Annotated in this window: 26 protein-coding genes; 15 read left to right on the top strand and 11 right to left on the bottom strand. The window is 70.3% G+C overall.

Going from position 1 to position 25,763, the window contains the following annotated elements:
• Window positions 1-20: 20 nt before the first annotated feature.
• The gene (locus tag M9917_RS11335; protein WP_297253714.1) at window positions 21-1,088 is read left to right on the top strand and encodes a M48 family metallopeptidase; all 1,068 of its coding nucleotides are present in this window, start codon (window positions 21-23) and stop codon (window positions 1,086-1,088) included.
• Between the two features lie 46 nt (window positions 1,089-1,134).
• Here the strand turns inward: M9917_RS11335 and M9917_RS11330 are convergent, their stop codons facing one another.
• Complete coding sequence (locus M9917_RS11330) at window positions 1,135-1,743, bottom strand: 2-hydroxychromene-2-carboxylate isomerase (RefSeq protein WP_297253713.1); 609 nt, start codon at window positions 1,741-1,743, stop codon at window positions 1,135-1,137.
• Between the two features lie 247 nt (window positions 1,744-1,990).
• Between M9917_RS11330 and M9917_RS11325 the strand changes: the two genes are divergently transcribed.
• On the top strand, window positions 1,991-3,223 hold the full coding sequence (locus M9917_RS11325; RefSeq protein WP_297253710.1) for an argininosuccinate synthase: 1,233 nt from the start codon (window positions 1,991-1,993) through the stop codon (window positions 3,221-3,223).
• A gap of 69 nt (window positions 3,224-3,292) precedes the next feature.
• A complete protein-coding gene (locus tag M9917_RS11320; RefSeq protein WP_297253708.1) occupies window positions 3,293-3,646 on the top strand; it encodes a hypothetical protein in 354 nt (117 codons plus the stop codon).
• Here M9917_RS11320 and M9917_RS11315 read toward each other — a convergent pair.
• The 4 genes from M9917_RS11315 to mdoH all read right to left on the bottom strand — a co-directional run bounded on the left by M9917_RS11315 (window position 3,624) and on the right by mdoH (window position 8,426).
• A complete protein-coding gene (locus tag M9917_RS11315; protein ID WP_297253707.1) occupies window positions 3,624-4,682 on the bottom strand; it encodes an acyltransferase family protein in 1,059 nt (352 codons plus the stop codon). The genes M9917_RS11320 and M9917_RS11315 overlap by 23 nt on opposite strands.
• A 36-nt stretch (window positions 4,683-4,718) precedes the next feature.
• Complete coding sequence (locus tag M9917_RS11310; protein ID WP_297253705.1) at window positions 4,719-5,723, bottom strand: glucokinase; 1,005 nt, start codon at window positions 5,721-5,723, stop codon at window positions 4,719-4,721.
• Entirely contained in the window at window positions 5,723-6,502 is a 780-nt protein-coding gene (gene otnI, locus M9917_RS11305) for a 2-oxo-tetronate isomerase (RefSeq protein WP_297253704.1), read from the bottom strand. The genes M9917_RS11310 and otnI overlap by 1 nt, the downstream gene beginning before the upstream one ends.
• 115 nt (window positions 6,503-6,617) lie before the next feature.
• Window positions 6,618-8,426 carry a glucans biosynthesis glucosyltransferase MdoH gene (mdoH, locus tag M9917_RS11300; RefSeq protein WP_297253702.1) on the bottom strand — a complete coding sequence of 603 codons (1,809 nt, stop codon included), beginning with the start codon at window positions 8,424-8,426 and terminating at the stop codon, window positions 6,618-6,620.
• A 13-nt stretch (window positions 8,427-8,439) separates the two neighbouring features.
• Between mdoH and M9917_RS11295 the strand changes: the two genes are divergently transcribed.
• Genes M9917_RS11295 through M9917_RS11280 form a run of 4 tightly spaced genes read left to right on the top strand, consistent with a single transcriptional unit; the run spans window position 8,440 to window position 11,818 of the window.
• The gene (locus M9917_RS11295) at window positions 8,440-9,498 is read left to right on the top strand and encodes a zinc-dependent alcohol dehydrogenase (RefSeq protein WP_297253700.1); all 1,059 of its coding nucleotides are present in this window, start codon (window positions 8,440-8,442) and stop codon (window positions 9,496-9,498) included.
• 21 nt (window positions 9,499-9,519) lie between these two features.
• Window positions 9,520-9,921, top strand: coding sequence for a 6-pyruvoyl trahydropterin synthase family protein (locus M9917_RS11290; protein ID WP_297253698.1), 402 nt, complete (start codon window positions 9,520-9,522; stop codon window positions 9,919-9,921).
• Window positions 9,918-10,979 carry a glycosyltransferase family 4 protein gene (locus tag M9917_RS11285; RefSeq protein WP_297253696.1) on the top strand — a complete coding sequence of 354 codons (1,062 nt, stop codon included), beginning with the start codon at window positions 9,918-9,920 and terminating at the stop codon, window positions 10,977-10,979. Before M9917_RS11290 ends, M9917_RS11285 begins: the two co-directional genes overlap by 4 nt.
• Window positions 10,979-11,818, top strand: a complete 840-nt coding sequence (locus tag M9917_RS11280) for a small ribosomal subunit Rsm22 family protein (RefSeq protein WP_297253694.1) — start codon at window positions 10,979-10,981, stop codon at window positions 11,816-11,818. Before M9917_RS11285 ends, M9917_RS11280 begins: the two co-directional genes overlap by 1 nt.
• A gap of 8 nt (window positions 11,819-11,826) precedes the next feature.
• On the opposite strand, the gene M9917_RS11275 is transcribed toward M9917_RS11280, so the two are convergent.
• Window positions 11,827-12,390: a cytochrome b gene (locus M9917_RS11275; protein WP_297253692.1), complete on the bottom strand. Its 564-nt coding sequence runs from the start codon at window positions 12,388-12,390 to the stop codon at window positions 11,827-11,829.
• A gap of 253 nt (window positions 12,391-12,643) precedes the next feature.
• Between M9917_RS11275 and ribA the strand changes: the two genes are divergently transcribed.
• On the top strand, window positions 12,644-13,771 hold the full coding sequence (gene ribA / locus M9917_RS11270) for a GTP cyclohydrolase II RibA (protein WP_297253690.1): 1,128 nt from the start codon (window positions 12,644-12,646) through the stop codon (window positions 13,769-13,771).
• A 4-nt stretch (window positions 13,772-13,775) separates the two neighbouring features.
• On the opposite strand, the gene M9917_RS11265 is transcribed toward ribA, so the two are convergent.
• The 4 genes from M9917_RS11265 to M9917_RS11250 form a co-directional block, all read right to left on the bottom strand.
• On the bottom strand, window positions 13,776-14,636 hold the full coding sequence (locus M9917_RS11265; RefSeq protein ID WP_297253688.1) for a TIGR01459 family HAD-type hydrolase: 861 nt from the start codon (window positions 14,634-14,636) through the stop codon (window positions 13,776-13,778).
• Window positions 14,633-15,574, bottom strand: coding sequence for a sugar kinase (locus M9917_RS11260; RefSeq protein WP_297253686.1), 942 nt, complete (start codon window positions 15,572-15,574; stop codon window positions 14,633-14,635). Before M9917_RS11260 ends, M9917_RS11265 begins: the two co-directional genes overlap by 4 nt.
• Window positions 15,575-15,678: 104 nt before the next feature.
• Window positions 15,679-16,923 carry a coiled-coil domain-containing protein gene (locus tag M9917_RS11255; protein ID WP_297253684.1) on the bottom strand — a complete coding sequence of 415 codons (1,245 nt, stop codon included), beginning with the start codon at window positions 16,921-16,923 and terminating at the stop codon, window positions 15,679-15,681.
• A gap of 64 nt (window positions 16,924-16,987) precedes the next feature.
• A complete protein-coding gene (locus tag M9917_RS11250; protein ID WP_297253683.1) occupies window positions 16,988-17,584 on the bottom strand; it encodes a DUF1134 domain-containing protein in 597 nt (198 codons plus the stop codon).
• 287 nt (window positions 17,585-17,871) lie between these two features.
• On the opposite strand from M9917_RS11250, the gene M9917_RS11245 reads away from it, so the two are divergent.
• Window positions 17,872-18,426, top strand: a complete 555-nt coding sequence (locus M9917_RS11245) for a YHS domain-containing (seleno)protein (RefSeq protein WP_297253681.1) — start codon at window positions 17,872-17,874, stop codon at window positions 18,424-18,426.
• On the opposite strand, the gene M9917_RS11240 is transcribed toward M9917_RS11245, so the two are convergent.
• Window positions 18,423-19,259: a 3'(2'),5'-bisphosphate nucleotidase CysQ family protein gene (locus tag M9917_RS11240; protein WP_297253680.1), complete on the bottom strand. Its 837-nt coding sequence runs from the start codon at window positions 19,257-19,259 to the stop codon at window positions 18,423-18,425. The genes M9917_RS11245 and M9917_RS11240 overlap by 4 nt on opposite strands.
• A 128-nt stretch (window positions 19,260-19,387) precedes the next feature.
• Between M9917_RS11240 and chpT the strand changes: the two genes are divergently transcribed.
• From chpT to M9917_RS11210, 6 genes are all read left to right on the top strand, one after another.
• A complete protein-coding gene (gene chpT / locus M9917_RS11235; protein WP_297253679.1) occupies window positions 19,388-20,029 on the top strand; it encodes a histidine phosphotransferase ChpT in 642 nt (213 codons plus the stop codon).
• Window positions 20,030-20,116: 87 nt separating this feature from the next.
• A complete protein-coding gene (locus M9917_RS11230; protein WP_297253677.1) occupies window positions 20,117-22,750 on the top strand; it encodes a chemotaxis protein CheW in 2,634 nt (877 codons plus the stop codon).
• Window positions 22,747-23,241, top strand: a complete 495-nt coding sequence (locus M9917_RS11225) for a chemotaxis protein CheW (RefSeq protein ID WP_297253676.1) — start codon at window positions 22,747-22,749, stop codon at window positions 23,239-23,241. The genes M9917_RS11230 and M9917_RS11225 overlap by 4 nt, the downstream gene beginning before the upstream one ends.
• A gap of 30 nt (window positions 23,242-23,271) precedes the next feature.
• A complete protein-coding gene (locus tag M9917_RS11220) occupies window positions 23,272-23,637 on the top strand; it encodes a response regulator (protein WP_038359309.1) in 366 nt (121 codons plus the stop codon).
• 34 nt (window positions 23,638-23,671) lie between these two features.
• Window positions 23,672-24,787 (top strand): chemotaxis-specific protein-glutamate methyltransferase CheB, encoded by a 1,116-nt coding sequence (cheB, locus tag M9917_RS11215; RefSeq protein WP_297253673.1) that lies wholly within the window; start codon window positions 23,672-23,674, stop codon window positions 24,785-24,787.
• Window positions 24,784-25,650 (top strand): CheR family methyltransferase, encoded by an 867-nt coding sequence (locus M9917_RS11210; protein WP_297253671.1) that lies wholly within the window; start codon window positions 24,784-24,786, stop codon window positions 25,648-25,650. Before cheB ends, M9917_RS11210 begins: the two co-directional genes overlap by 4 nt.
• Window positions 25,651-25,763 lie beyond the last annotated feature (113 nt).

The raw sequence follows: 25,763 nt of genomic DNA, 5'->3' as shown, positions 1-25,763 counted from the left end.
CGGCAAGGGGAGCGGCTGCGATGGCGCAGGCCTTCGGGCTCTACACGCACCAGCGCAACAACCGGATCAGGTCGAACCTCCTGATCGCCGGCCTTTTCCTGCTGGCCTATCTCACCGCCTGGGGCCTGCTGCTGATCGCCTATGGCTTCGGCGGCGTGGCGCCCGGACAATCCGCCTTCGGCGAGGCGAGCCGCATCTTCCGCTCGTGGTTCCCCTTCATCACGGCGGCGACGGTCATCTGGATCTTCATCGGCTTCCGCATGAACGTCGCGCTGATCGGGGCGGTGACGGGGGCGAAGGGCCTGAAGCGCGAGGACAACCCCAAGCTCTACCGGATGCTGGAGAATCTGTGCATCTCGCGCGGGTTGCCGATGCCGAAGCTCGCCATCGTCGAGAGCGACGCGCTCAACGCCTTCGCCAGCGGCGTCAACGACAAGCAGTTCACCGTCAGCGTCACGACGGGACTCCTGGCCGAGCTCGACGACGCCGAGATCGAGGCGGTTCTGGCGCATGAACTGACCCATATCCGCAACGGCGACGTCAGGCTGATGGTGATCGCGGTGGTGATCGCCGGGGTGATCTCCTTTGCCGGCGAGCTCGCCTTCCGCGGCTTCGGCCGCGGCGGCGTCCGCTTCTCCTCCGGCAATTCGCGCGACAAGGGCAACGGGCTCGCCATCCTCGTCGGCATCGCGGTGATCGTGATCTCCTGGTTCCTGGCGGTGGTGATCCGGCTGTCGCTGTCGCGCTCGCGCGAATATCTCGCCGATGCCGGGGCGGTGGAATTGACCAAGAACCCGGATGCGATGATCTCCGCCCTGCTCAAGATCTCCGGCCGCGCCGATCTCGAGGGCGTGCCGTCCGGCGTGATGGACATGTGCTTCGAGAACGATCCGGACGATGTCGCCGACCTGTTCTCGACCCACCCCTCCGTCACCAAGCGCGTGCAGGCGCTGGTCGAGACCGCCGGCGGGCGCATGCCGGCGATGCCGCCGCACCCGCCGAAGATCGGCGAGCGCCAGGACCTGCCGACCATGGTCGGGGAGACCGCGCGGGGACCTTGGGGGAAGCGGCCGGAGGGGCCGGGTTAGACACGGTGGACCCCACAGCCTTCATTCCGGGTTCGCGCTTCCCGGTTCAGCAGCCTTCCGCCGCCCATTCGAGCGCTTCCTCGAGGCGGTCGTCGCCCCAGAACAGCTCGCCGTCGCCGGTGACGAAGAAGGGCGCGCCGAAGATGCCGATCGACTTGGCGTATTCGATCTCGGCCTTGAGCCGGCCCTTGACCTCCTCGCTGCGCGAGAGCGGCAGCGCGTGGCCCGGATCGCCGCCGGCCTCCTTCAGCGCCGCGCTCAGCACCGCCTCCTCGGCGAGGTTGCGCCCCTCGCAGAAATGCGCCCGGAACAGGGCCCGGGAGAAGACCGGCGTCCAGCCTTCCTCCCGGCCGGCGAGCGCCAGCCGCGCGGCGGTCAGCGAATTCTGGGGAAAATTCTCCGGCTTGACGAAGCTGATGCCCTGGCGCCGGCCGCGCCGCGCCGTGTCGCGCCACATATAGCGCCCCTTGCTGGGAAAGAGCGCGAAGGGCGAGGTGTTCCAGCCCTGCGCCGCGAAGATCGGCCCGAGCAGGAAAGGCCGCCAGCGCAGGGCGACGCCGGCCTCATCGGCCAGCTTCTCGATTCTGAGGGCGCTCAGGCAGGAATAGGGCGACGCGAACTCATACCAGAAGTCCAGAACGGGACGATTCGGCATTCAGCCTCCGAGCAGATCGTCATGTCGTGCCGCGCCGGTCGAGCCTGCGCCCTTCGCGACACGACCGCAAGCGCCCTTGAGCGGACGCAGGCGCATGGGAGGGACGACACCGCCGCCGGCACCGATCCATCACGCAACGACGCGGGATCGATCAGAAGGTTCCGATTGCTTCGCCCCCATGGCTGCGATAGTGCGCCATTGCGTCCGAAACGCGGCCCCTGGAAGCCGCCAGAAGGAAAACGAACAGATGGCTGACAGCAGCGTGAAAAAGGTCGTTCTCGCCTATTCCGGCGGTCTCGACACCTCGATCATCCTCAAATGGCTGCAGACCACCTATCGCTGCGAGGTCGTGACCTTCACCGCCGATCTCGGCCAGGGCGAGGAGCTCGGCCCGGCGCGCGACAAGGCGCTGCTGCTCGGCATCAAGCCGCAGAACATCTTCATCGAGGACCTGCGCGAGGAATTCGTGCGCGACTACGTCTTCCCGATGTTCCGGGCCAATGCCGCCTATGAGGGCGTCTACCTGCTCGGCACCTCGATCGCCCGCCCGCTGATCGCCAAGAAGCTGATCGAGATCGCAGAGCAAACCGGCGCCGACGCCGTCTCCCACGGCGCCACCGGCAAGGGCAACGACCAGGTCCGCTTCGAGCTGACGGCCTATGCGCTGAAGCCCGACGTCGTGGTGATCGCGCCCTGGCGCGAATGGGACCTGCGCTCGCGCGAGCAGCTCATCGCCTTCGCCGAGCAGCACCAGATCCCGATCGCCAAGAACAAGCGCGGCGAGGCGCCCTTCTCCGTCGACGCAAACCTGCTGCACGCCTCCTCCGAGGGCCGCGTGCTGGAGGACCCGGCGGAGGAAGTGCCCGATTACGTCTATTCCCGCACCGTCTCGCCCGAGGAGGCGCCGGACAAGCCGACCATCGTCACGATCTCCTTCCAGAAGGGCGACGCGGTCGCGATCGACGGCGAGAAGCTTTCGCCTGCGACGCTGCTGGCGAAGCTCAACGATCTCGGCCACGACAACGGCATCGGCCGGCTCGACCTCGTCGAGAACCGCTTCGTCGGCATGAAGTCGCGCGGCATGTACGAGACGCCCGGCGGCACGATCCTGATCGCGGCCCATCGCGCGATCGAATCGATCACGCTCGACCGCGGCGCGGCGCATCTCAAGGACGAGCTCATGCCGAAATACGCCGAGCTGATCTATAACGGCTTCTGGTTCTCGCCGGAGCGCGAGATGCTGCAGGTGCTGATCGACAAGAGCCAGGAATTCGTCACCGGCGAGGTCCGCCTCAAGCTCTACAAGGGCGGCGTCCACGTCATCGGCCGCTCGAGCGACTATTCGCTCTACGACCAGGACCTCGTCACCTTCGAGGAGGGCGCGGTCGCCTATGACCACCGCGACGCGGCCGGCTTCATCAAGCTCAACGCGCTGCGCCTGCGCACGCTCGGCCAGCGCAAGAGGAAGCTCGGCCTCTGAAGCCGCCGCTCCGGCACGGAGCTTGCTTGGCCCGTCGTAGCCCTTATCCTGCACGGAACGAGAAGCCCCATGAGTCCGGAAGCGATGCCCAGCGAACGCCCCATCGGGATCGGCCACAACGGCGGCCCGCCGCTGAAGCCGCGCAAGCGGCGTCAGGCCACGGGCTCAGGGGCAATCGGCCGCTATTTCGACTGGCGCTTCGCCCATCGCAGGGCGTGGAAGAAGCCGCGCGACATCGCGTTGAGGCGCGAGGAGAACGCCGCGAAGCTCGGCCTCACTTACGAGGAATACGCGCTCGAGATCATGGAGCGCGGCTATTTCCCGCAAGCGGAGCATGTCGAGGCGATCAAGGCGCAGCGCGCCCGGCGGCGCAAGGACGGCGGCGTGGTCGGCCAGTCGCTCAAGGGGATGAGGCTGAGCTGAGCCGGCGCCGGACGAGCCGCGTCGCCGGCTTCTCGAAGAAGCGGTGGACCATGAGCGCCGCGATCACGGAACCGGCGAGCGCCAGCGCGATATAGAGCGCCGGCATAGGCAGCCCGAGCCGCAGTACGACCTCGCGCAGGCCCCGGATCACGAAGGGATGGACGAGATAGAGCGCATAGGAGGCATCGCCCACGACCGCCAGCGCCTTCACGGGTCCGATGGGCACGATGCCCTCGCGCCCGCAACCGGCGGCGAGCATCAGGAGGATCGCAGCCCCGCCACGCCAGAGCACGCTGCTCCAGGGGCCGTCCGTGCCCGGAAGATGGGCAGCCGCGATCAATAAACCGGCACCGGCCGCCGCGACCGCGATGCGCAGGGCCCCATGCAGCCGCAAGCCCTTCCGCCGCAGCACGGCGATGCCCATCCCCGCGGCGAATTCGAGCACGATCGGCTGCCCCCAGAAGCCGAAGGGCAGCGCGAGAGGCCCGGCGAGGCTTTGCGCCGCCACCAGGCCCGCGAGCACGAGCGTCACGGCCGGCAGCGTCAGCCGCGCCGGCAGCATCAGCCCGGCGGCGAACAGGACGTAGAACAGCATCTCGTAGTTCAGCGTCCAGCCCAGCGAATAGACCGGCTGCACCAGCCCTTGCGTCGAGACGACCGGCCAGAACAGGTAGGAGCCGAGGACCTGCCCAAGGCTCGGCGCATCCGAATTGAGCAGGGCCGGAACGGCCAGCCCGGCCAGCAGGAACAGGCTCGTCATCGCCCAGTAGAGCGGCACGATGCGCGCGAGCCGCCGCGTCAGGAAGGCGCGCGCGGCGCCGGCCCGCCCGAACAGCTCCTGCGAGGCATGGACCATGATGAAGCCGGAGACGACGAAGAAGATGTCGACGCCGGCCATCCACGGCAAAAGATCGCTGCGGGCGAAGCTCAGGCCCGCGCGCTCCGCGATCACGGCGGCGTCCGGCTGGACATGGTGGACCGCGACCATGAGCGCCGCGAGCGCGCGCAGGACCTGGATGGAACGGATGGGCTGCACGCGAACCTTATGGAGAGCGGTGAGCGGAGGGACCGCTCAGCCAAACCACAGCCGCTTCGGATCGTCGAGCCCGAAGCGGTGGAGATTGGCGGCGATCGCGGTAAGCCCCTGCTCGGCCGCGTCGGTCGCGGTCACGACATGCAGGGCAAAACGCGCCGCGAGGTCCTCCATCGGCGGCTTCAAGGCGAAGGCGGCGCGGATCGCGGCCCTGTCCGCCAGCGGCAGGAGATGCGGCGCGATGCCGCCTGCGATGAAGACGCCGCCGGTCGCCTTGAAGACGAGCGCGAGATCGCCCGCGACCCGCGCCAGCAGGCGCCAGAAGCAGACCACGGTCATCAGGGCCGCCGGGTCGCCGTCATGGGCGAGGCGGGAGATGTCGGCGGCGGCGACATCGGCCTCCAGCAGGCCGGACGTCCGGGCCACCGCCCTGTGCAGCCGCACCAGCCCGTCGCCGCTGAGCAGATGCTCGACGGTCAGGCGCAGGCTCCCCTCGCTCAGCGCCGGCCAGAGCCGCTGCTCGGCCTGATCCTCCGGGCCGATGCCGATATGGCCGGCCTCGGTCGCAACCAGCATGCCGCGCTCGCCGCGCATCAGCAGGGCGGCGGCCCCGAAGCCGGTCCCCGGCCCCAGCACCAGCCGCACGCCCTCCGGCTCCGGCGCGCCCTCGACCAGGGTCGCGAGGTCGCCCGGCACCAGAACGGGAAGCGAGGCCGAGAGCGCCTCGAAATCATTGACCATCAGCCCCTGGGTGAGATCGAGCGCGCCCGCGATCCGCGGCCCGTCGAGATGCCAGACGGCGTTGGTGAGCTGGGCCTGCCGGCCCTCGATCGGTCCGGCGACGGCGAGCACGGCCGAGCGCGGCTTGTCGGGAACCGTCGCGAGCACCGCGGCGAAGGCGGCCTCAGGCGTCGGGTAACTGCCGGTGCCGATCCGCGCCAGCGGCCGGTGCGGGCCTTCCGGATCGACCACCAGCGAAACCCGGCAATTGGTGCCGCCGATATCGGCGATCAGCACCGGATAGGCGATCGACGGCGGACGCATCAGAGCGGCTTTCGCCAGGGCGCGAACCAGCCGAGCCCCTCGAGCGTGCCATGCGCCGGCCGGTATTCGCAGCCGACGAAGCCGTCATAGCCCAGCGTGTCGAGCAAGGCGAAGAGGCTCGGATAGTCCGGCCCCGCGGCGTCCGGCTCGTGCCGGCCGGCGGCGCTCGCGATCTGGACATGGCCGACGAGCGGATAGAGCGCCTTCAGCCGCGCGGGCACGTCGCCATGGATCAGCTCGCAATGATACATGTCGAACTGCAGCCGGACGTTCGGCCGGCCGGCTTCGCGCACGAAGGCCGCCGCCTGGTCGAAATCATTGAGGAAATAGCCCGGCATGTCCTTGCCGTTGATCGGCTCCAGCAGGAGGTCGATGCCATGCTCGCCGAGCCTGTCGGCAGCATAGGCCAGCGCGGCGCGATAGGCCTCCTGCGCGGCCGGATCGGCGGCGGCGGCGAGCCCCGCCATCATGTGCAGGCGCTTGACCCCGGTCTCGTGGACATAGGCCAGCGCGGTGTCGACCGAGGCCCTGAACTCGTCCTCGCGCCCGGGAAGCGCCGCAAGGCCGCGCTCGCCTTGGGCCCAGTCGCCCGGCGGCAGGTTGTAGAGCGCCTGGGTGAGCTCGCCGCCGGTCAGCGCAAGCCCCACCTGCTCGGGCGTATGCTCGTAAGGAAACAGGAACTCGACCGCCTCGAAACCCGCCTCGGCCGCCGCCTTGAAGCGATCGAGGAACGACCATTCGGTGAACATCATCGACAGATTGGCGGCGAAACGCGGCATGGGGCTCTCTGTGGGCTGGGGTATCGGTCGGGACGGAGTCTAAACCGATGCGCCGGCCGCGTCATGGCCAAACGCCGCAGGAAGGGGATGCGTTCCGCCGGAAACGCGGCTGCCCTCACCGCTCCTCCCGGATCGCGGCCAGCACCGGCGGCAGCGCGACATCCTCCGGGATGCTGCAGAGCCCGCGCCGCGCGAGCCAGGCTCCGAAGCCAGGCGAGGCCGTCAGCATGGCGAAGGGGATCGCCAGCCCATAGCCGGCGGTCAGCGGCAGCGACCAGACCAGCACCGCCGGTGCCGTCAGGCCCAGCGTGACAGCGAGGTAGATCCCGAACAGCAGATGCGGCCACAGGCCCGAAAAGGCGCTCGCGAAGGACAGGGCATGGGCGTCGCGCGCCTGCCCGTTCCAGTCGATCCGCGCCCGCCCGAAGGCAAGCCCGACCATGAACAGCGTCGTCCGAAAGCTCGACACCGCCCCTTGCAGGAAGGAAAAGACGGTCTCGATCACCGCCGAGACGAGGAAGCGCAAGCCCCCGCCATAGCTCGGAACGGCGCCGCGCGTCATCAGGACATCGGCGAAACCGGCGAGCTTCGGCGCCAGATGCATCGTCAGGAACAGGAGATAGAGCCCGATGGCGAGCCCGGCCGGATAATCGGCGATCGCGCGGTCCTCGAACGCCTTGAGCGGCAGGAGCGCGATCATCAGCGTCCAGGCCGGCAGAGCGAGGAACATCAGGATCGCCCAGACCAGCTGGAAACGGCTCATCGGCTCCAAGCCCGGCAGATTGAGCAGTTTGAGATATTGCAGGTTGCCCAGGCACCAGCGCAGTTCGCGCCTGGTGAAATCGAGCATGGTCGGCGGGTTTTCCTCGAAGCTGCCGCCCTCGACCGGCAGCACGCGCACCTCGTAGCCGGCCCGGCGCATCAGCACCGCCTCGACCTGGTCATGGCTCATCACCGCTCCGCCGAGCGGCGGGCCGCCCGGCAGCACCGGAAGATGGCAATGCTCGCGGAACGGCGCGATCCTGACCAGCGCATTGTGCCCCCAGAACGGCCCGCAATCGCCGCTCCACCAGGCCGCACCCATCGTGTAGGAGCGCATGCCGTGGCGCATGCCGAACTGGAAGATCCGGGCGAAGGCGGAGCGGCTCGGCATGCCGACCACGAGGCTCTGCAGGATCCCGAGCCTGGGATGGGCCTGCATCATGCGGGCCATGGCGAGGATCGTTTCGCCCGCCATCACGCTGTCGGCGTCGAGCGGCAGCATCAGGGCGTAGCGCTCGCCCCAGCGCTCGCAGAAATCGCGGAGATTGCCGGCCTTGAAGCCGGCATTGTCGCCGCGGCGGCGATAGTTCAGCCGCGCCGGCTCGCCGATCTCGCGCGCCCAGGCCGCGGCCAGCTCCTCCTCCGCGCGGGCGACCGCCGGGTCGTTGGTGTCGGACAGCACGAAATAATCGAACCAGACGCCCTCGCCGGTCGCGTCGAGGCTGTCCTTGACGGCTCTAAGCCGGCGGAAGGCCCGCCCCGGGTCCTCGTTGCGCAGTGTCATCAGCACGGCGGTGCGCAGCGCGAAAGGCGCCGCCGCCTCGGCCGCCACGGCGAAGGGCGCGGCCGCGCGCAGCCCCTGCGCCCTGCCGTGCAGGAGCCAGAAGCCGATCGCCGCGTTCCAGAAGCCGAGCACGCTCCAGGGCGCCGCGACCAGGAAGGCGACGAGGATCACCCCGTCCGCAACGCTCCAGCCCCCGGCGCCGAGCACCTGCGCAAGCGCGGCGAGCAGCGCCGCGAGCGTGACGAGGTTCAGCGCCAGCACGAGGAACCGCCGGCGGCGCAGCGTGGTTTGCCCCTGCAGCCCGGCCGGCGTCATGCCGCCCGGCACAACCTCTTGCGCCGCCCGCCGGAACGTGGTCGGAGCGGAATGCTGGTTCATGGCGGTCTCTGTCATGGAAACGCAGACAGGCTCGAACGGAGGGATCGGCAGGATGGCGCGGGAGCCGGAATCTGCAACGGCGGGTGACGGCAGGGCAAGGGCTCTGGCGCTGTGGTATGCAGCGCCCCGTGAATGCCACCTGAATGAGGTCTCCCTGCCCGCCCTCGGGCCGCAGGATTGCCGCGTCACCACCCTGTGGAGCGGGATCAGCCGGGGCACCGAACGGCTGGTCTTCGAAGGCCGCGTGCCGGCTTCCGAGCACGGGCGCATGCGCGCGCCGTTTCAGGAGGGCGGCTTCCCTTTCCCCGTCAAATACGGCTATTGCGCCGTCGGCCGCGTGGATTCAGGCCCGCGCGACATGCTCGGCCGCGTCGTCTTCTGCCTCCATCCGCATCAGGAGCGTTTCGTCGTCCCGCGCGAAAACCTGGTCCCGGTGCCGGAGGCGGTTCCCGCCCGGCGCGCCATCCTCGCCGCCAATCTGGAGACCGCGCTCAACGCCCATTGGGACGCCGGCTCCGGCCCTGCTGACAGGATCGTGATCGTCGGCGGCGGCACGCTGGGCCTGCTGACCGGCTGGCTCGCCGCCCGCCTGCCCGGCGCCGAGGTCACGCTCGTCGATATCGAGCCGTCCCGGCAGGCGCTCGCGGCCCGGCTCGGCCTCGGCTTCGCCTTGCCGCGGGCAGCGCCCTTGGACGCTGATATCGTCTTCCACGCCAGCGCCAGCGCCGCCGGCCTCTTAACCGCGATCGGCTGCGCCGGGCAGGAGGCCCGCATCGTCGAGCTGAGCTGGTACGGCGAAGGAACGGTACCGGCCCCGCTCGGCGGCGCCTTCCATGCGCGGCGCCTTGCGCTCGTCGCCTCGCAGGTCGGCATGGTCGCGCCGTCGCGCCGCGCACGCTGGGATCACGCCCGCCGGGCGCGGGCCGCGATGGCGCTGCTCACCGACGAGCGGCTCGATGCGCTGATCACCGACGAGGTCGCCTTCCACGACCTGCCGCGGCGCCTGCCTGAACTGCTGGCGCCCGGCGCGGCTGGCCTGACCGCCGCGATTTGCTATGAAGCGCGCCCCTGACCGGCATTTCCGGGAGATCGCATGTATTCCGTCGAAGTCCGCGACCGCATCATGATCGGCCATTCCCTGCCCGATCCCTTCTTCGGCCCGGCGCAGAACCCGCACGGCGCGACCTTCGTGGTCGACGTCGCCTTCTTCCGCGAGACGCTGAACCGGCACAATGTCGTCGTCGACATCGGCGCCGCGCTCGACATTCTCGGCCGGACGCTGAAGCCGCTAAACTATCAGGACCTCGATGCCCTGCCGCAATTCGCCGGCGTGCTGACCACCACCGAATTCCTCTGCAAGCACATCTTCGACGCGATGGCGGCAGCTGCGAAATCCGGCGCGCTCGGCGCCGACGGCGCAAGCCTCGCCCGCATCCGCGTCACCCTCCACGAGACCGATCTCGCCCGTGCCAGCTACGAGGGCGCCCCGGCGTGAGCGGCATCGTCTTCGCCATCCCCGGCGATATCGACGCGCCGACCGGCGGCTATGCCTACGACCGGCACCTGCTGCGCGAATGGCGCAAGGCCGGTGTCGCGGCCCGGCATCTCGCCTTGCCCGGCTCCTTCCCCGCCCCGACGCCGCAGGACCTGGCGAGGACGCAGCAGCTTCTCGCCGGGATCGCCGGGGACGAGATGCTGCTGGTCGACGGCCTCGCCTTCGGCGCCTTCCCCGAAGCGCTCGCCGTGCGGTTCTCCGCACGCCTCGTCGCGCTCGTCCACCATCCGCTGGCGCTGGAGACCGGGCTCGGCCCCGACCAGGCCGCCCTCCTGCGCCGGACCGAGAGGCTGGCGCTGAAGCATGCGCGCGCCGTTATCGTCACCGGTCCGGCCACGCGCGACGTTCTCGTGGCGGAGTATGGCGTCGCGTCGGGCGCCGTCATCGTGGCCGTTCCCGGCACCGAGCCGGCGAGCCGCGCGACGCCGGCCGGCGACGGCCCTGCGCGCCTGCTCGCCGTCGGCGCGCTCATTCCCCGCAAGGGCTACGACATCCTCGTCACGGCGCTTTCCGCCATCCGGGACCGGCCATGGACCCTGACCATCGCCGGTTCGCCCGATCATGATCCACAGGCGGCCGGGGACCTCGATCGCCGGATCGCCGCTGCCGGGCTGGCCGAGCGCATCCGGCTCGCCGGCAGCGTCGGCGCCGATACGCTCCGGCGTTTTTATGCCGAGGCCGATGTTTTCGTGATGCCCTCGCTCTATGAAGGCTACGGCATGGTGCTGACGGAGGCGCTGGCGCGCGGCCTGCCGGTCGTCACGACGCTGAGCGGGGCCGGCGCAGAAGCCCTGCCCGATGCCGCCGCCCTCAAGGTTCCGCCCGGTGACGCAGCGGCACTTGCCAAGGCGCTCGCAAGCCTGATTGATGCGCCGGCTGAGCGTCGGCAGCGTGCCGATGCCGCATGGGCCGCGGCCGGCGCTCTGCCGCGCTGGGACGAGACCGCGCGCATCGTCGCCGCGGCCTGTCTGTGCGACGGCGGCCGAAAGGTAGGATGATGGCTGGTTTCTCTCCGGAATGGCTCGCCTTGCGCGAGCCGGCCGACCACGCGGCGCGCAACCCGCAGGTCCTCGCCGCCGTCGGCGGCTATTTCGCGGGCAGTGCCTCGCTCTCGGTGCTGGATCTCGGCTGCGGCGCCGGCTCCAACCTGCGCGCGGCCTGCGCCGCCCTGCCCGACCGCCAGCACTGGACGCTGGTCGACCACGATGCCGGGCTCCTGGCTCTCGCCCGCACGCGTCTTGAGGCCTGGGCCGACGAGGCGCGCGAGCAGGGCGAGGAACTGGTGCTCGCCAAGGGCGACAAGACGATCACGGTCGACACCCGCAAGGTCGATCTGGACAAGGATCTCGACTGGGTGCTGGGCTGGCGGCCCGATCTGGTCACGGCCGCCGCCCTCTTCGATCTCGCCTCGAAGCGCTGGATCGAGCGCTTCGTCGCGGCGCTGACGAGCCAGTGCCTGCCGCTCTACGCCGCGCTCACCTATGACGGCCGCGAGAGCTGGCAGCCGGAGCATTCGGCCGATGCCGGCATCCATGCCGCCTTCGACGACCATCAGCACGGCGACAAGGGTTTTGGCCCCGCCGCCGGCCCGGAGGCTCACGAGATCATGGCGGAAGCCTTCCGCAAATCCGGCTTCGCCGTCTCGAGCGGCGACAGCGCCTGGCTGCTCGATGCCTTTCGCCGGCCCCTGCTGGAGGCGCTGGCGCAAGGCATCGCCGCGGCGGCCGGCGAAACCGGGCGCCTCGACGCGGACACGGTCTCAGGCTGGCTCGCCGCGCGCCGCAAGGCGCAATCGGCACTGATCGGCCATCAGGATCTCTGGGCGCGGCCGGTCTGAGCGAGTGCCTATTTCGATCCGGGCCACATCCGCCGCATCACCCCGTCCCTGAGGACGAGGCGATGATGCAGCGCGGCGGCGATATGCAGCAGAGTGAGCGCGCCCAGCGCCAGCGCGAGCTTGCCATGCCGGCCGAGCACGCGTTTGGCGGCCTCCTCATCGGGCTTCGCCAGCGCCGGCAGGTCGAACAGATCGAAGACCGTCAGCGCCGGAAACAGCGAAACCCCGATCCAGCCCGACAGCGGCACGACGATGAGCAGCCCGTAGAGCAGCCAGTGCACCAGATGCGCGGCCGCCTTCTGCCACCAGGGCAGCGTCGGCTCGTCCGGCGGCGCGCCGTGCAGCAGGCGATAGACGAGCCGCCCGGCCGTCAGCCACAGCAGCAGGAAGCCGAGGAGCTTGTGCAGGCTGTAGAGCCCGTTCGTCAGCCCGTCCCAGATATCCAGCACATTGCCGCGATAGCTCATGGTGAGCCCGGCCGGGATCATCACGAAGACCGCGACGACCGTGATCCAGTGCAGCGCGCGGGCGAGCGGGCTGTAGACACGGGTTGCAGTGGTCCCCTGTTCCACCGGAAAGCCTCCTGGTCCCGTCGCTGGAGCGGTATTCATCTCACGTTCAAGCATCCGCGCCCATAGGGCTTGCGTCACGCTTCGCGGCTTTTCTCCCCGCGCCCCGCCGGCCGCTGCGTCCTGACGTGGTTTTGATCATGGAACCTGCGCCATGCCGGCCACGTTGCTGGCAGAGCGGGCCGCAAGGCTCTATATCCATAAGCGGTGGTGCCCTGAATGCCCCGGCCACCAGCCCAATCTGACGGACCTTTCAATGCCTGAGTCGCGTACGCTCTTCGGCGCTTCCCTCCAGACGGATCTCGTGAAGGTCGAGCGGGCGATCGCCGAGTTTCGGGCCGGTCGGCCGGTTCTGCTGCGCGATGGGGAGCGGCTCGCGCTCGCGCTCTCCGCCGAGCTCGCCGGGGACGATCTCGGTAGGCGCTTCGATGCTCTGGCCAAGGGCCGGGGGCATCTGGTGCTCAGCGCCGCGCGCCTGCGCCGTCTCGGCGCCAAAGGACGCCTGGAAACCGGCGTCTTCGCGCTTCCCGCAATCGACCCCGCCCGCATCGAGGCGCTCGCCTTCAAGCTCGACGGCCGCATGGACGCACCCGTCGCGCCGGCCCGCCCCCTCGACGAGGCGGCGCTCGAGCTGGCGCGGCTGTCGCTCGTGCTGCCGGCCGTGATCCTCGTGCCGGTGAGCGCTGAGGCCGTCGCCGCCGAGCCTCTCGTCGAGGTCGGGATCGCGGCCATCGGCGGCTACCGCGCCGAGCAGGCCGCGACGCTGAAGATCGTCGGCCGCGCGCCGGTGCCGCTGGACGGCGCGCCCGAGACCGAATTCGTCGTCTTCCGCGGCGGCGAGGGCTTGCGCGACCAGGTCGCGATCGTCGTCGGCAAGCCCGATCTGACGGCGCCGGTACCGGTGCGCCTGCACTCGGCCTGCCTGACCGGGGACCTCTTCGGCTCGCTGAAATGCGATTGCGGCGACCAGCTGCGCGAGACCGTGCGCTGGATGGCGGAGAACGGCGGCGGCATCCTGCTCTATCTCGACCAGGAAGGCCGCGGCAACGGCATCTCCAACAAGATGCGCGCCTACAGGCTGCAGAGCCAGGGCTGGGACACCTATGACGCCGACGAGGTGCTGGGCTTCGACCTCGACCAGCGCCATTTCGATTTCGCCGCGACCATGCTGAAGGAGCTCGGCGTGTCGCGCGTCGTGGCGCTGACCAACAACCCGCAGAAGATCGGCGCGATCGAGGCGGCCGGGCTCGAGGTGGCGGCGAGCCGGCGCGTGCTCGGCCGTCCGACCGCCCATAATATCCGCTATCTCGCCGCCAAACGCGACCGCGCCGGCCATTTCATCGACATGGACGCGCTGATGGCGCGCGCCGCGCCGACGGATTGACCCGTCAGGCCAGCGCGGCCATCGCCGCGACCGGCTGCACCGGCAGGCCGTCCAGCACGCGCCGGAGGCCGGCCGGGTCGACCTTGCCGCCCCGCATCGTCTCGTCGCGATGGATGCCGCCGGCGACGAACAGGCTGTCGAAGCCCATCAGCCGCGCCCCGGCGAGGTCGGTGCGCACGGCGTCCCCGATCACCAGCACCCTGGCCGCCTCGGCCGGCCGGCCGCCGCGGACTTCCGCCGCCGCCGCGAGCGCGAGATCATAGGCCGGCCGATAGGGTTTCCCGGCCCAGGCGACGGCGCCGCCGAGCTCCTCGTAGATCGCGGCCAGCGCCCCGGCACAGGGCAGAAGATCCTCGCCGACATGCACGACGAGATCGGGATTGCCGCAGATGAAGGGCAGGCCGCGCCGGGCGAAGCGTGTCAGCAGCGGCCGGTACTGCTCGGGCGTCTCGGTGCGGTAGTCGTTGAGCTCGGTCGCGACGACGATCTCGGCCCGCTCCTCGTCGACGAGCGCGACGTTAAGCCCGGCGAAGACCTCCCGGTCGCTCGGCCGGCCGATATGATAGGCATCGCCGTGATGGCTCTGCGCGATCAGCGCGCGGGTGACGTCGCCGGAGGTGACGAGCCGGTCCCAGGCCCGGCGCGGCACGCGCTTGGCGTCGAGGAGCTCGGCGACCTGCTGCGACGGCCCCGGCGCGTTCGAGAGCAGCACGACCGCGCCGCCACCCTCCCGGAAGGCCGTCAGCGCCTCGCAGGCCGGCTCCAGCGCCCAGAGCCCGTCATGCACCACGCCCCAGACGTCGCTGATCAGCACATCGTAGCGGGCGAGGAGATCGCCCGCCCGCTCCAGAACCGCAACGCTCATCGCGCGCGCGCCTCGGCGGCGATGCGGGCCTCGACATCGGCACGGCGCGGCAGCGGCGCCACCGCGCCGTAGCCTTGCGTCGATAGCGCCGCCGCGACATTGGCATAGGCCCCGGCGGCGAAGGCGTCGCCCCCGCGCAGATATTCCGCGAGGAAGGCGCCGTCATAGCAATCGCCCGCGCCGGTGGCGTCGATCGCATCGACCTTGACCGGCCGGAAGCGCTCGCGCCGGTCGGGCGTCGCGACCAGCGAGCCGGCGCTGCCCAGCGTCAGCGCGACGACCCGCGCGCCAAACCCGAGATAGAAATCCGCGATGGCGTCGGGGTCGCCGAGCCCGGTGAGCTTAGCGGCGTCGTCGAGCCCCGGCAGGATGATGTCGGCGAGGGCGCAGGCGGCGTGGATGATCGCCCTGGCGCGGGTCAGCGGCCACAGCTTCAGGCGCAGGTTCGTGTCGTAGGCGGTCAGCACCCCGGCGCCACGGGCGGTCTCCAGCGCCTCGAACACGGCATCGCACGCGCTCGCCGAGATCGCCTGGCTGATGCCGGACGCCTGCACGATCCGGGCGGAGCGGATCAGGCCGTGCGGCAGGTCGCGCGGGCCGTAGAGGCTCGCGGCGGAGCCGGCGCGCAGATAGGAGAAGACATGGCCGGACGGCCCGTGATCGACGAAATAGAGGCCGGTCGGCGCGCTCGGATGGGTCGCGACATGGCTGTCGTCGATGCCCTCGCGCTGCCACAGGGCCCGGATCGAGCGGCCGGCGCTGTCGTCGCCGAGCGCGCCGAGATAGCCGACCGACAGGCCCTGGCGCGCCGCAGCGACCGCGCAGTTCGAGGTGTCGCCGCCATGGCCGAACAGGAAGGCCCCGCTCTCGGCGCGGGTGGCGTTGAACTCGCCGAGCGGTTCGCCGAGGCAGAGGAGATCGAAACGGCTGTCGGTCACACTTCAAAACCACGCAGATGGCGCCGGAACGCCGGAAAAGCCCTGCCTTCCTAGAGCATCGAACGACAAAGTGAAATCCGGTGCCGGCAAGAATGCGGCGGCGCCTATTCCGCCGCCTCGCGTTTCGGCGTAAGCGTCATCAGCCGGTCCGCCAGCGCGACGATCTCCTGGCGCAGCGCCGCGTTCTGCCCGCCCTCGCCGGCCGCCTTGCGCAGCGCCGCGTTCTCCTCCTTGAGCCGGCCGCGCTCGGCCCGCGCCTGGCTCAGCGCGCCCTGGAGCGTCTGCAGCTCGGCCCGCAGCATCTCGATGCGGCTTTCGCGCTCGCGCGCGGCCTCCTGCGAGGCAAGGATCTCCTCCCGGTCTTTCCGCATGGCTGCCTCCCGCTCCTCGGCCGCAGCGGCCAGCGCCCGCTCCAGCGCTTCCCGTTCCGCCTGCATCTCGGCGCGCTTCACCTCGTCCTGCCGAAGCCGCGCCTCGAGCGCCTGCGCCGCCACGCCGGCGGCCCCGGCACGGGCATCGGCCGCGGCGAGCCCGGCCTCGGCCTCGGCGGCGCGCGCGCTGAACGCATCGGCCCTGACCCGCTCGCCGTCACGCTCGACCGTCATCGCGGCAAACGCCGCCTCGCTGCCGGCGAGGCGCTCCTCGGTCGCGGCGAGCCTTTGGGCGAGCTCGTCGCTCTTGCCTTGCAGCACCATGATGCGGGTGCCGTCCTCGACCTGCGCCACGCGCAGCTTCTCGCCGGCGCTGCGGCTCTCGGCCAATTCCTCCTCCCGCCCGGCCAGCAGCGCCTCGATCCGCCGGAGGCTCTCGCGCTCCCTGGCCAGCTCCTCGTTGCGGGCCTTCAGGTCCGCGCCGGTGCCGGTCAGCGCCGTGCGAACCTCCGCCAGATCACGTTCGAGGCTCGCCAGATCCGCGATCCGCTTCTCCAGCGTCGCCGCGGTCTCGCCATGGGCGGCTCGCTCGCCCGCAAGCGCGGCCTGCGTATCGGCAAGCTCACCGCGGGTCCTGGCCAGATCGTCCTCGAGCCCGCCGATCCGGATGTCGCGCCCGGCAAGCTCGCGCTCCAGCCGCCCGATCGTCATGTCGCGCCGGCCGAGCTCGCGCATCGCCTCGGCCTTGGCCGCGAAGCCCCGCTCCGCCTCCTGCTCGGCACCGCGCATCTTGACCGCGAGCCCGGCGCGCAGATGGTCGCGATCGGCGGCGATCTCGGCAAGCGACAGCGGGAACGCGGCTTCGGCCCGCTTGCGCGCCAGCCTGTCGGCGCGGCGCGCCAGCGCCGGCACGGCTGCGAGCGCCATGAGGGCAGCGCAGAGGAAGCCGAGCGCGAACAGCATGGCGGCTTCGATCACGTCTCGATGGCTCCCGGATGAGGCTTGAGGAGCAAGCCTGCCATGGCAGGCGCGTCATGGCCAGCTAGAACGGATTCCACGTCGCCTGCGGCGTGAACTTGAGATAGCCGAGATTGACGCCGAGCCGCCAGCCGACGCCGGTGCGGATCGGAACGATCGTGATCCCCTCCGCCGTCAGCGCGGTGAAGCCGAAGCCGCCGATGAAATAGGCCGAGCCGTCGACACCCGCGAAGCGCTGGTAGAGCGCGTCGACCGCCGGCAGGTTGTAGACCAGCATCATCGTGCGCGCGCCCTCGCCGCCGAAATCGAAGCCGATCGAGGGCCCCTGCCAGAACACCCGGCGGTCGCCGGCGTTGCGGGTATAGAGCTGGCCCTCGCCGTAGCGCAGCCCGCCGACGAAGGCGCCCGACGCTTCCTGGCCGAGCACGTAGCCGTTCGGCTCGCCCCAGCGGCGCACCGCTTCCTCGATGGTCAGCGCGAGCCCGCGCGAGACGTTTCCGAAGAACTTGTGCCCGGACGAGACGAGCTCGTTCTGGCTGAAGGAGCGCTGCCCGTCATAATTCTGGGCGAGCGCGGGAAGCGCCAGCCCGCTCAGGCTGGCACCGGCCACGGAAAGACCGCCCGTGATCAGATTGCGGCGGGTCTGGGTCATGATCGACATCTCCAGGCAGGGCGCCAGGCAAGGCTGGAGCGCCGGGGCGGTTTGATCGCCCGTCCGCCCGGCTCCGGCGGCGGCGCTGCGGCAGCCGGCTCGGGATGGATGCGAAACGGGCCGGAGGGCGGGCCGATCCTGGGCTGTCCGCCGCCCGACCGGACGACGACAGGCGACGTCCGGCGAATGCGAATCGATTTCGTAACGGATTTGATACGCCGCAAATCTATCCAAGGCGTGAAGATTCCGCAGAGCCGCTCGGCCCGGGACAGGACGTGTGCTGAGGATTTGACGCGATGAAGGCCGCAACAAGGCAATGCCGGATCCGGTTCGCCGCCGGCCTCGTCGCCTTCGCCATCGGCCTGCCGGCTGCGCTCGCCAGCACGCCGGCGCCGCAGACGGCAGCGCCCGCCGGGGCTCTGCGGACCCTGCCCGCCGGCCTGCCGGCCCTGCCCTCGCTCGGCGAGGTGATGCAGCGCGACCTGAACACCGGCCTCGCCATCAACGGCTTCGACCCGGTCTCCTACCGCCTAGGCGAGAAGCCCGTGGCCGGGCGGCCCGAATATGAGCTGATCCGGGAGGGAAGCGTCTGGCGCTTCGCCTCTCAGGCCAATCTGGAAGCCTTCCGCGACGCGCCGGAGATCTACATGCCCGCCTTCGGCGGCTTCGATCCGACCGGTGTCGCCAAGGGCGCCGCCGTCGACAGCGATCCGGGCCAGTTCGCGCTCGTCGGATCGCGCCTGTTCCTGTTCCGCACCGCCGAGAACCGCCGGCGCTTCCTCCGCAATGCCGGGCTGCTGGCCGAGGCCGAAAGCCGCTGGGACACCGTGCTCAGCGGCGTCGCGCGTTAGCGGCGCCTCGGGTCCGCGGCGATCGCCCGCCGCGCCAACGCCTCGCTCGATGCCGCCACGAAGGGCGGGTTGCGGAACCCGCGCCCCGCGCGGCCGTAGACCGGCCGGGTTCCCTCCAGCGTCAGGACGATCCCGCCCGCCGCCGAGAGGATGGCGTCCCCGGCCGCGATGTCCCACTCCATCGTCTGGCCGCAGCGCACATTGAGGTCGGCCTCGCCCGAGGCGATCATCGCGAATTTCACCGCCGACGACACCGGGATCTCCCGGCTGGAAGACAGCGCCGCCACGATGCTCTCGCTGCGGCCATCGCCGTGGAACCGGCTGACGAGCGCGACCGGCCCCTCCTTCGGCACGGCCCGGACCGAAATCCGCCGCGCCGCGCCCGGAAGGCTCCCGTCGGCGGCGAGATCCTGCATATGGGCCTGCGTGCCGGAAAACCAGAGCCGCCCCGTCGCCGGCTGGGCGATCGCACCCGCGACCGGCCTGCCCCCGCTCACCAGCGCGATCGCGACGCAGTAACTGTCGCCGCCGGCGAGGAACTCGCGCGTGCCGTCGAGCGGATCGAGCAGGATGAAGACCTCGCCGGGCGCCGCGTCCCCGGCCGTCTCCTCGCTGACCACCGGGAAACCGGGCAAAAGCCGCGCCAGCGCCTCCTTGGCGGCCCGGTCGGCCGCCAGATCGGCGGAACACACCGGCGAGCCGTCGCGCTTGAGCGTGACGTCGCGCGCCGTCCGCTGCGCCAGGAGGGCGGCAGCGCTCGCTCCAGCGGCTTCTGCGAGCTTGCGCGCGAGCCCGTCGGGGTCGCTGAGACGGGGGTCGTCACGGCCGATCATCGCGGCTCGTCCTTCCAGACCTCGCTCTGGCGAGGGCGATTAACCACATGAAAACCAAGATAGCAGCATATCAGATGACGACGGCGCCCCGCTTCCGGCGCATTTCCCGCTTCCAGGATCCCGCTCCCATGACCGCCATCTCGCTCGATCCGCTCGATCTGGCCGCGCTTCTGTGCAGCCGCGTCTGCCATGACGTGATCAGCCCGGTCGGCGCGATTGTCAACGCTCTCGAAGTGCTGGAAGAGGACGATCCCTCGATGCGCGATTTCGCGCTCGAGCTGATCAAGAAGAGCGCGCGCGCCGCCTCCGCCCGGCTGCAGTTCGCCCGCCTCGCCTTCGGCGCGGCCGGTTCCGCCGGCGCGATGATCGACCTCGGCGATGCCGGCAACGTCGCCAACGGCTTCCTCAACGACGAGAAACTCTCGCTCGACTGGGAGGCGCCGCGCGCGCTTTTGCCGAAGAATCAGGTCAAGCTCCTGCTCAACCTTCTGATGATCGCGACCCAGGCCGTGCCGCGCGGCGGCAAGCTCGTCTCGCGCGCCAGCGTCGAGGGCGAGCAGGGCACGTTCGAGATCACCGCGACCGGCTCGCATGCCCGCATTCCCGCCCATGTCGAGGAACTCCTGGCCGGGCGTTCCGAAAGCGGCACGATCGACGCCCACGCTGTCCAGCCGCTCTATGCCGGCATGGTCGCCCGCTCGGCCGGGATGGCGATTACCTTCGCCATCGACGGCGACACGGTGACGATTAGGGCCGCCAAGGCGCCCTGAGGCGAAACGCCGGCACGATCTCAACCGATCTTAAACCGTTCTGCCGCTTTAGTTCGAGCAGCGTTCCGCGTCGAGTGAAGTTCCCGCATGGACGAGCTGCTGCAAGAATTCCTGACGGAGACCGGCGAGAATCTCGACACGGTCGACCGGGAACTCGTGCGCTTCGAGCAGGATCCTAACGACCGCGACATCCTGCGCAACATCTTCAGGCTGGTCCACACGGTCAAGGGCACCTGCGGCTTCATCGGCCTGCCGCGGCTGGAGGCGCTGACGCACGCCGCCGAATCGGTGATGGGGCAGTTGCGCGACGGCGCCACCGTCAAGCCCATCGCCGTCACCGCGATCCTGGAGACCATCGACCGGATCAAGGACATCCTGGCCGAGCTCGCCGAGAAGGCGCAGGAGCCCCAGGGCAACGACGAGACGCTGATCGCAGAATTGCTGGCGCTCGCCGAGGATGCCAGGAGCGAGGTGGCGGAGCAGGCGCCGCCCGAGCCGCAAGCAGAACTCCCCGCCGATCCGCTCGACCCCGTCGCCGCCTATCTCGCCCGCCATGGCCAGGCTCCCACGGCGCCCTCCGGCGGCGAGGACATCGTCTTCCGCAACGCGCCCGGCCCGCAGCGCGGGCGCGACGGGCGCATCGAAGGCGGCGAGGCGGCCGAGGATCCCCAGGTTCCCGCGCGCAGCGGCGGCCCGGCCACGCTGCGCGTCAACGTCGATACGATCGAGCATCTGATGACGATGGTCTCGGAGCTCGTCCTGACCCGCAACCAGCTCCTCGAGGTGGCGCGGCGGCAGGAGGATGCCGGGCTCAAGGCCCCGCTCCAGCGCCTGTCGCTGATCACCGCCGAGTTGCAGGACGGCGTGATGAAGACGCGCATGCAGCCGATCGGCAACGCCTGGTCGAGGCTGCCGCGCATCGTGCGCGACCTGAGCGCCGAGCTCGGCAAGCGCATCGAGCTCGTCACCGACGGCGCCGAGACCGAGCTCGACCGCCAGATCCTCGACCTGATCAAGGACCCGCTGATCCACATGGTCCGCAACTGCGCCGACCATGCGATCGAGACGCCGGCCGGGCGGCGCGAGGCCGGCAAGCCCGAGCACGGCACGATCCGGCTTTGCGCCTATCACGAGGGCGGCTCGGTCACCATCGCGGTCGCCGATGACGGGCGCGGCCTCGACATCGCGCGCATCCGCGCCAAGGCGCTCGCCAACGGGCTTGCGAGCGAGGCCGAGCTCGACAAGCTCGGCGAAGCCCAGATCGGCCGCTTCATCTTCCATCCCGGCTTCTCCACCGCCGAGAACGTGACGGCGGTCTCGGGGCGCGGCGTCGGCATGGACGTCGTCAAGTCGAACGTCGATTCGATCGGCGGCACCATCGACATCACGAGCCGCCCCGGCCTCGGCACCACCATCACCATCAAGATCCCGCTGACGCTCGCGATCATCTCCGCCCTCATCGTGGTCGCGGGCCAGGACCGCTACGCCATCCCGCAGATCGCGGTGCGCGAGCTCGTCCGGGTCAAGCCCGGCGACGGCAACCGCATCGAGGAGATCAACGGGGCGCCGGTCCTGCGGCTGCGCGGGCGGCTGTTGCCGATCGTGTCGCTGCCGGGGCTGATGCGGGCAAAGGCCGGGGAGCCGGCGCAGCGGGCGGACGGCGAGGGCTTCATCGTCGTCACCCAGATCGGCGAACGGCAGTTCGGCATCCTGGTCGACAGCGTCTTCCACACCGAGGAAATCGTGGTGAAGCCGATGTCGAGCAAGCTGCGCCACATCCAGCTCTTCTCCGGCAACACCATTCTCGGCGACGGCACCGTGGTCCTGATCGTCGACCCCAACGGCATCGCCCGGCTGGTCGCGGCGGAGGCCTCCGCGGAGGTGCAGGGGGAACCGCGCCAGGCCGCCGCGGAGCCGCAGCGCGGCGAACGCGCCACGATGCTGGTCTTCCGGGCCGGCACCGGCGGCCTCCAGGCCCTGCCGCTCACGCTGGTGACGCGGCTCGAGGAGATCGAGGCCGGCGCGTTCCAGCACGCCGGCGGCCGCACGCTGCTGCATTATCGCGGGCGCCTCGTGCCGGTGACGCCGGTCGCGGACACCGAGCTGCGCGCCAAGGGCATCCAGCCGCTGGTCATCGTCTCGAACGGCGACCTGACCGCCGCGCTCGCCGTCGAGGCGATCGTCGACATCGTCGAGGAGACCTTCGAGATCGAGATGGCGGCGGCCGGGATGCACGGCATCATCGGCTCGGCGATGATCCGCGGCCGGGCGACCGACATCCTCGACCTCGCTCACTACCTGCCGCTGAACGAGCCGGGCTGGTTCAGCCGGGGCGGCACCGAGCGCCCGGGCCGGATCCTGCTGGTCGAGCCCTCCGACTTCCTGCGCGAGATGCTGACCCCGGTGCTGAAGGCCACGGGGCGCAGCGTCGCCGCGCTGCCGGATTTCGGCGAGGCGGGGCTTGGCGCCGCCGGGCCGGTCGCGGCGGCGCTCATCGACCTCGACGGCGACAGCGACGCCGCCTTCGCCTTCGCGGCGGCGCTGCGCGAGCGGGCCGGGGCCGAGCGCCTGCGCATCCTCGGCCTCACCGCCTGCACCACGCCCGACCTGCACATGCTGGCGGTCCAGGCCGGTCTCGACGACGTCGTGGCGAAGTTCGACCGCCGCGCCCTGATCGGCGAGCTGAACGCGACGGGCACCGATCCGAGGCTGGCGGCATGACGCAGAGCGAAGTCCGCACCCCCGTCGCCCCCGGCTTCGGCGATTCGCTCGACTACGTGACCATCCGCGTCGGCGAGCAGCTTCTGGGCCTGCCGATCGGCCGCGTGCAGGATGTCTTCATGGTCGACCGCATCACCGTCGTGCCGCACGCGCCCGAGGAGGTCGTCGGCCTGCTCAACCTGCGCGGGCGCATCGTCACCGCGATCTGCCTGCAGAGGCGGCTGGGAAGGCCCGCCGCCCGGCTCGACGGCCGCAGGCGCGGCGAGCTGACGGCGATCGGGATCGACCATGACGGCGAGGCCTATGCCCTCATCGTCGATTCGGTCGGCGAGGTCATCCGGCTCGACCGCTCGACCTTCGAACCGCTGCCCGTCCATCTCGATCGCCTCTGGGCGGCGCTGGCGACGGGCGTTCATCGCCTCGACGACGAGTTGCTCGTCGTCCTCGACCTCGATGCCGTCCTTGATCTCGACCTTCGCCGCGCAGCCTGACGGCGGCGCCCCAGCTCCGGAGAAGCAATCATGAAATACTGCCTCGTCGTCGATGACTCCGCGGTGATCCGCAAGGTGGCCCGCCGCATCCTGGAGGGATTGCAGTTCCGCATCGCCGAGGCCGAGGACGGCGCGCGCGCCATCGACGCCTGCAAGGGCGAGATGCCGGACGCGGTCCTGCTCGACTGGAACATGCCGATCATGGACGGCTACGAATTCCTGCGCACGCTGCGCCAGATGCCCGGGGGAAAGCGACCCAAGGTCGTCTTCTGCACCACCGAGAACGACATCGCCCATATCGCGCGCGCCATGCATGCCGGCGCCGACGAATACATCATGAAGCCTTTCGACAAGGAGATCGTCGCCTCGAAGTTCCATCAGGTCGGGCTGCTCTGAGCCGGAGCGCTCCGGCGCCCCGGGAAGGATTTGCATGGTCTTCCCCTCCTCCCTGCCCGCAGCGCCGGCCTTGCGGCACAAGACGGTCGTCATCGCCGACGATTCCGTCCTCGTGCGCGGCCTCTTCGCGCGCTGGCTCGGCGAGGCGGGCCATTTCCATGTCGTCGCCGTCGCCGGCGACGGCGAGACCGCGCTCGCCCATGCCAGCCGCTTCAAGCCCGACGTGATGGTGCTCGATCTCGACATGCCCGGCATCGATCCCGCCGCGGCGCTGCCCAGGATCCTGAAGGAAAGCCCCCATACCGGCATCCTGCTCGCCGCGACGCTGAACGAGCGCAACACCCGCCTCGCGCTGGAATGCATGACCCAGGGCGCGATGGACGTGGTCTCCAAGCCCGACAGCCGCAGCGGCATGACGCTCTCGCTGGATTTCCGCAGCGAGTTCCTGCTGAAGCTCGGCAACATCCTGCAGACGCCGGTCAAGCCCGGCTCGCTGCCGCCGGAGATCGACACCGAGCTGGCGCAGGTCGGCCCGGTCAATCTGCGCCCGCTCGTCTCGATGATGCCGCGCTATCTGGTGATCGGCGCCTCGACCGGCGGGCCGCGCGCCGTCGCCAAGGTGCTTTTCGACATCGGCGAGGGCCTCACCGACCTGACGACCGTCGTCGTCCAGCACATGCCGCCGCTGTTCACCGCCTCCTTCGCCGAGCAGGTCTCGGCCCAGATCGGCATCCCCGCCCGCGAGCCCTTCGACGGCGAGCGGCTGGTGCGCGGCACCGTCTATATCGCGCCCGGCGGGCGCCATCTCGGCATCGACCGCCGCCTCGGCCACATCGTCGCGCGCATCGGCGACGAGGCGCCCGTCAATTTCTGCCGGCCGGCGGTCGACGTGCTGTTCAGCGACGCCGCCCGCCATCTCGGCGCCGCCGCGCTCGGCCTCGTGCTCACCGGCATGGGTAGCGACGGCACCGACGGCGCCGGCGCGCTGCGCCAGGCGGGCGCCGCCGTCATCGCCCAGGACGAGCCGAGCAGCACGATCTGGGGCATGCCGGGCTCGGTCGTGCGCGCCCGCCACGCCAGCGCGGTGATCGCGCTCGACGAGATCGGCGCCTCGATCCGCTGCCTCGTGCGCGGAGCCCGATCCGCATGACCGAAACCGATTTCGCCTTCCTGCGCCTGCTGCTGCAACAGCGCTCCGGCCTGTCGCTCACCGCCGACAAGCGCTATCTGGTCGAGAGCCGGCTCGGCATCCTCTGCCGCCGGCACGGCCTTGCCGATATCGGGACGCTCGTCCACCGGCTGCGTGCCGCGCCGGATCCGGACCTCGAAGGCGCCGTGGTCGACGCGATGACCACAAACGAGACGCTGTTCTTCCGCGACCAGACGCCCTTCACCCTGTTCCAGGACGTCGTCCTGCCCGAGCGGCTCGCCGCCAATGCCGCCAGCCGCTCGCTGCGGATCTGGTGCGCGGCCGTCTCCAGCGGCCAGGAAGCCTATTCGCTCGCCATGCTCGTCGACGAGATGGCGGAACGCCTCGCCGGCTGGAAGATCGATATCCTGGGAACGGATATCTCCGCCGAGATCCTGGAGAAGGCCCGCGCCGGGCTCTACAGCCAGCACGAGATCCAGCGCGGCCTGCCGATCCGGATGCTGCTGAAGCATTTCCGGCAGGAGGGCGACAGATGGCAGCTCTCGCAGCGCATCCGCGCGATGGTCACGTTCAGGCAGCACAACCTGCTGGAGCGCAACGACCAGTTCGGCCGCTTCGACGTGATCTTCTGCCGCAATGTCCTGATCTATTTCGACCTGCAGACCAAGATGAAGGTGCTGGAGCGCCTCAGCCCCCGCCTCGTGCCGGACGGCGCCTTCATCCTCGGCGCCACCGAAACCGTGCTCGGCCTGACGAGCATGCTCACCGCCGATCCGCGGCACCGGGGCCTCTACCGGCACGTCTCGATGGCTGCGGCCGCCGAAGCGGGCCGTGGCGAAAACGCGCCGCCGTTGCGGGCGTAGGCGCACCCCCCCAAACAAAAACCCCGCCTCTCGGCGGGGTCCCCGTCGACCTGTCGTGTACATCCGACGATCAGGTCAAGAACCGGTATGGCGTCGCTTCGTGACGGCCCGAT

Source organism: Bosea sp. (in: a-proteobacteria) (genome assembly GCF_023953965.1).
GTDB lineage: Bacteria > Pseudomonadota > Alphaproteobacteria > Rhizobiales > Beijerinckiaceae > Allobosea.
The sequence above is the reverse complement of the archived record's forward strand: the minus strand, read 5'-3'. Positions and strand labels throughout refer to the sequence as shown.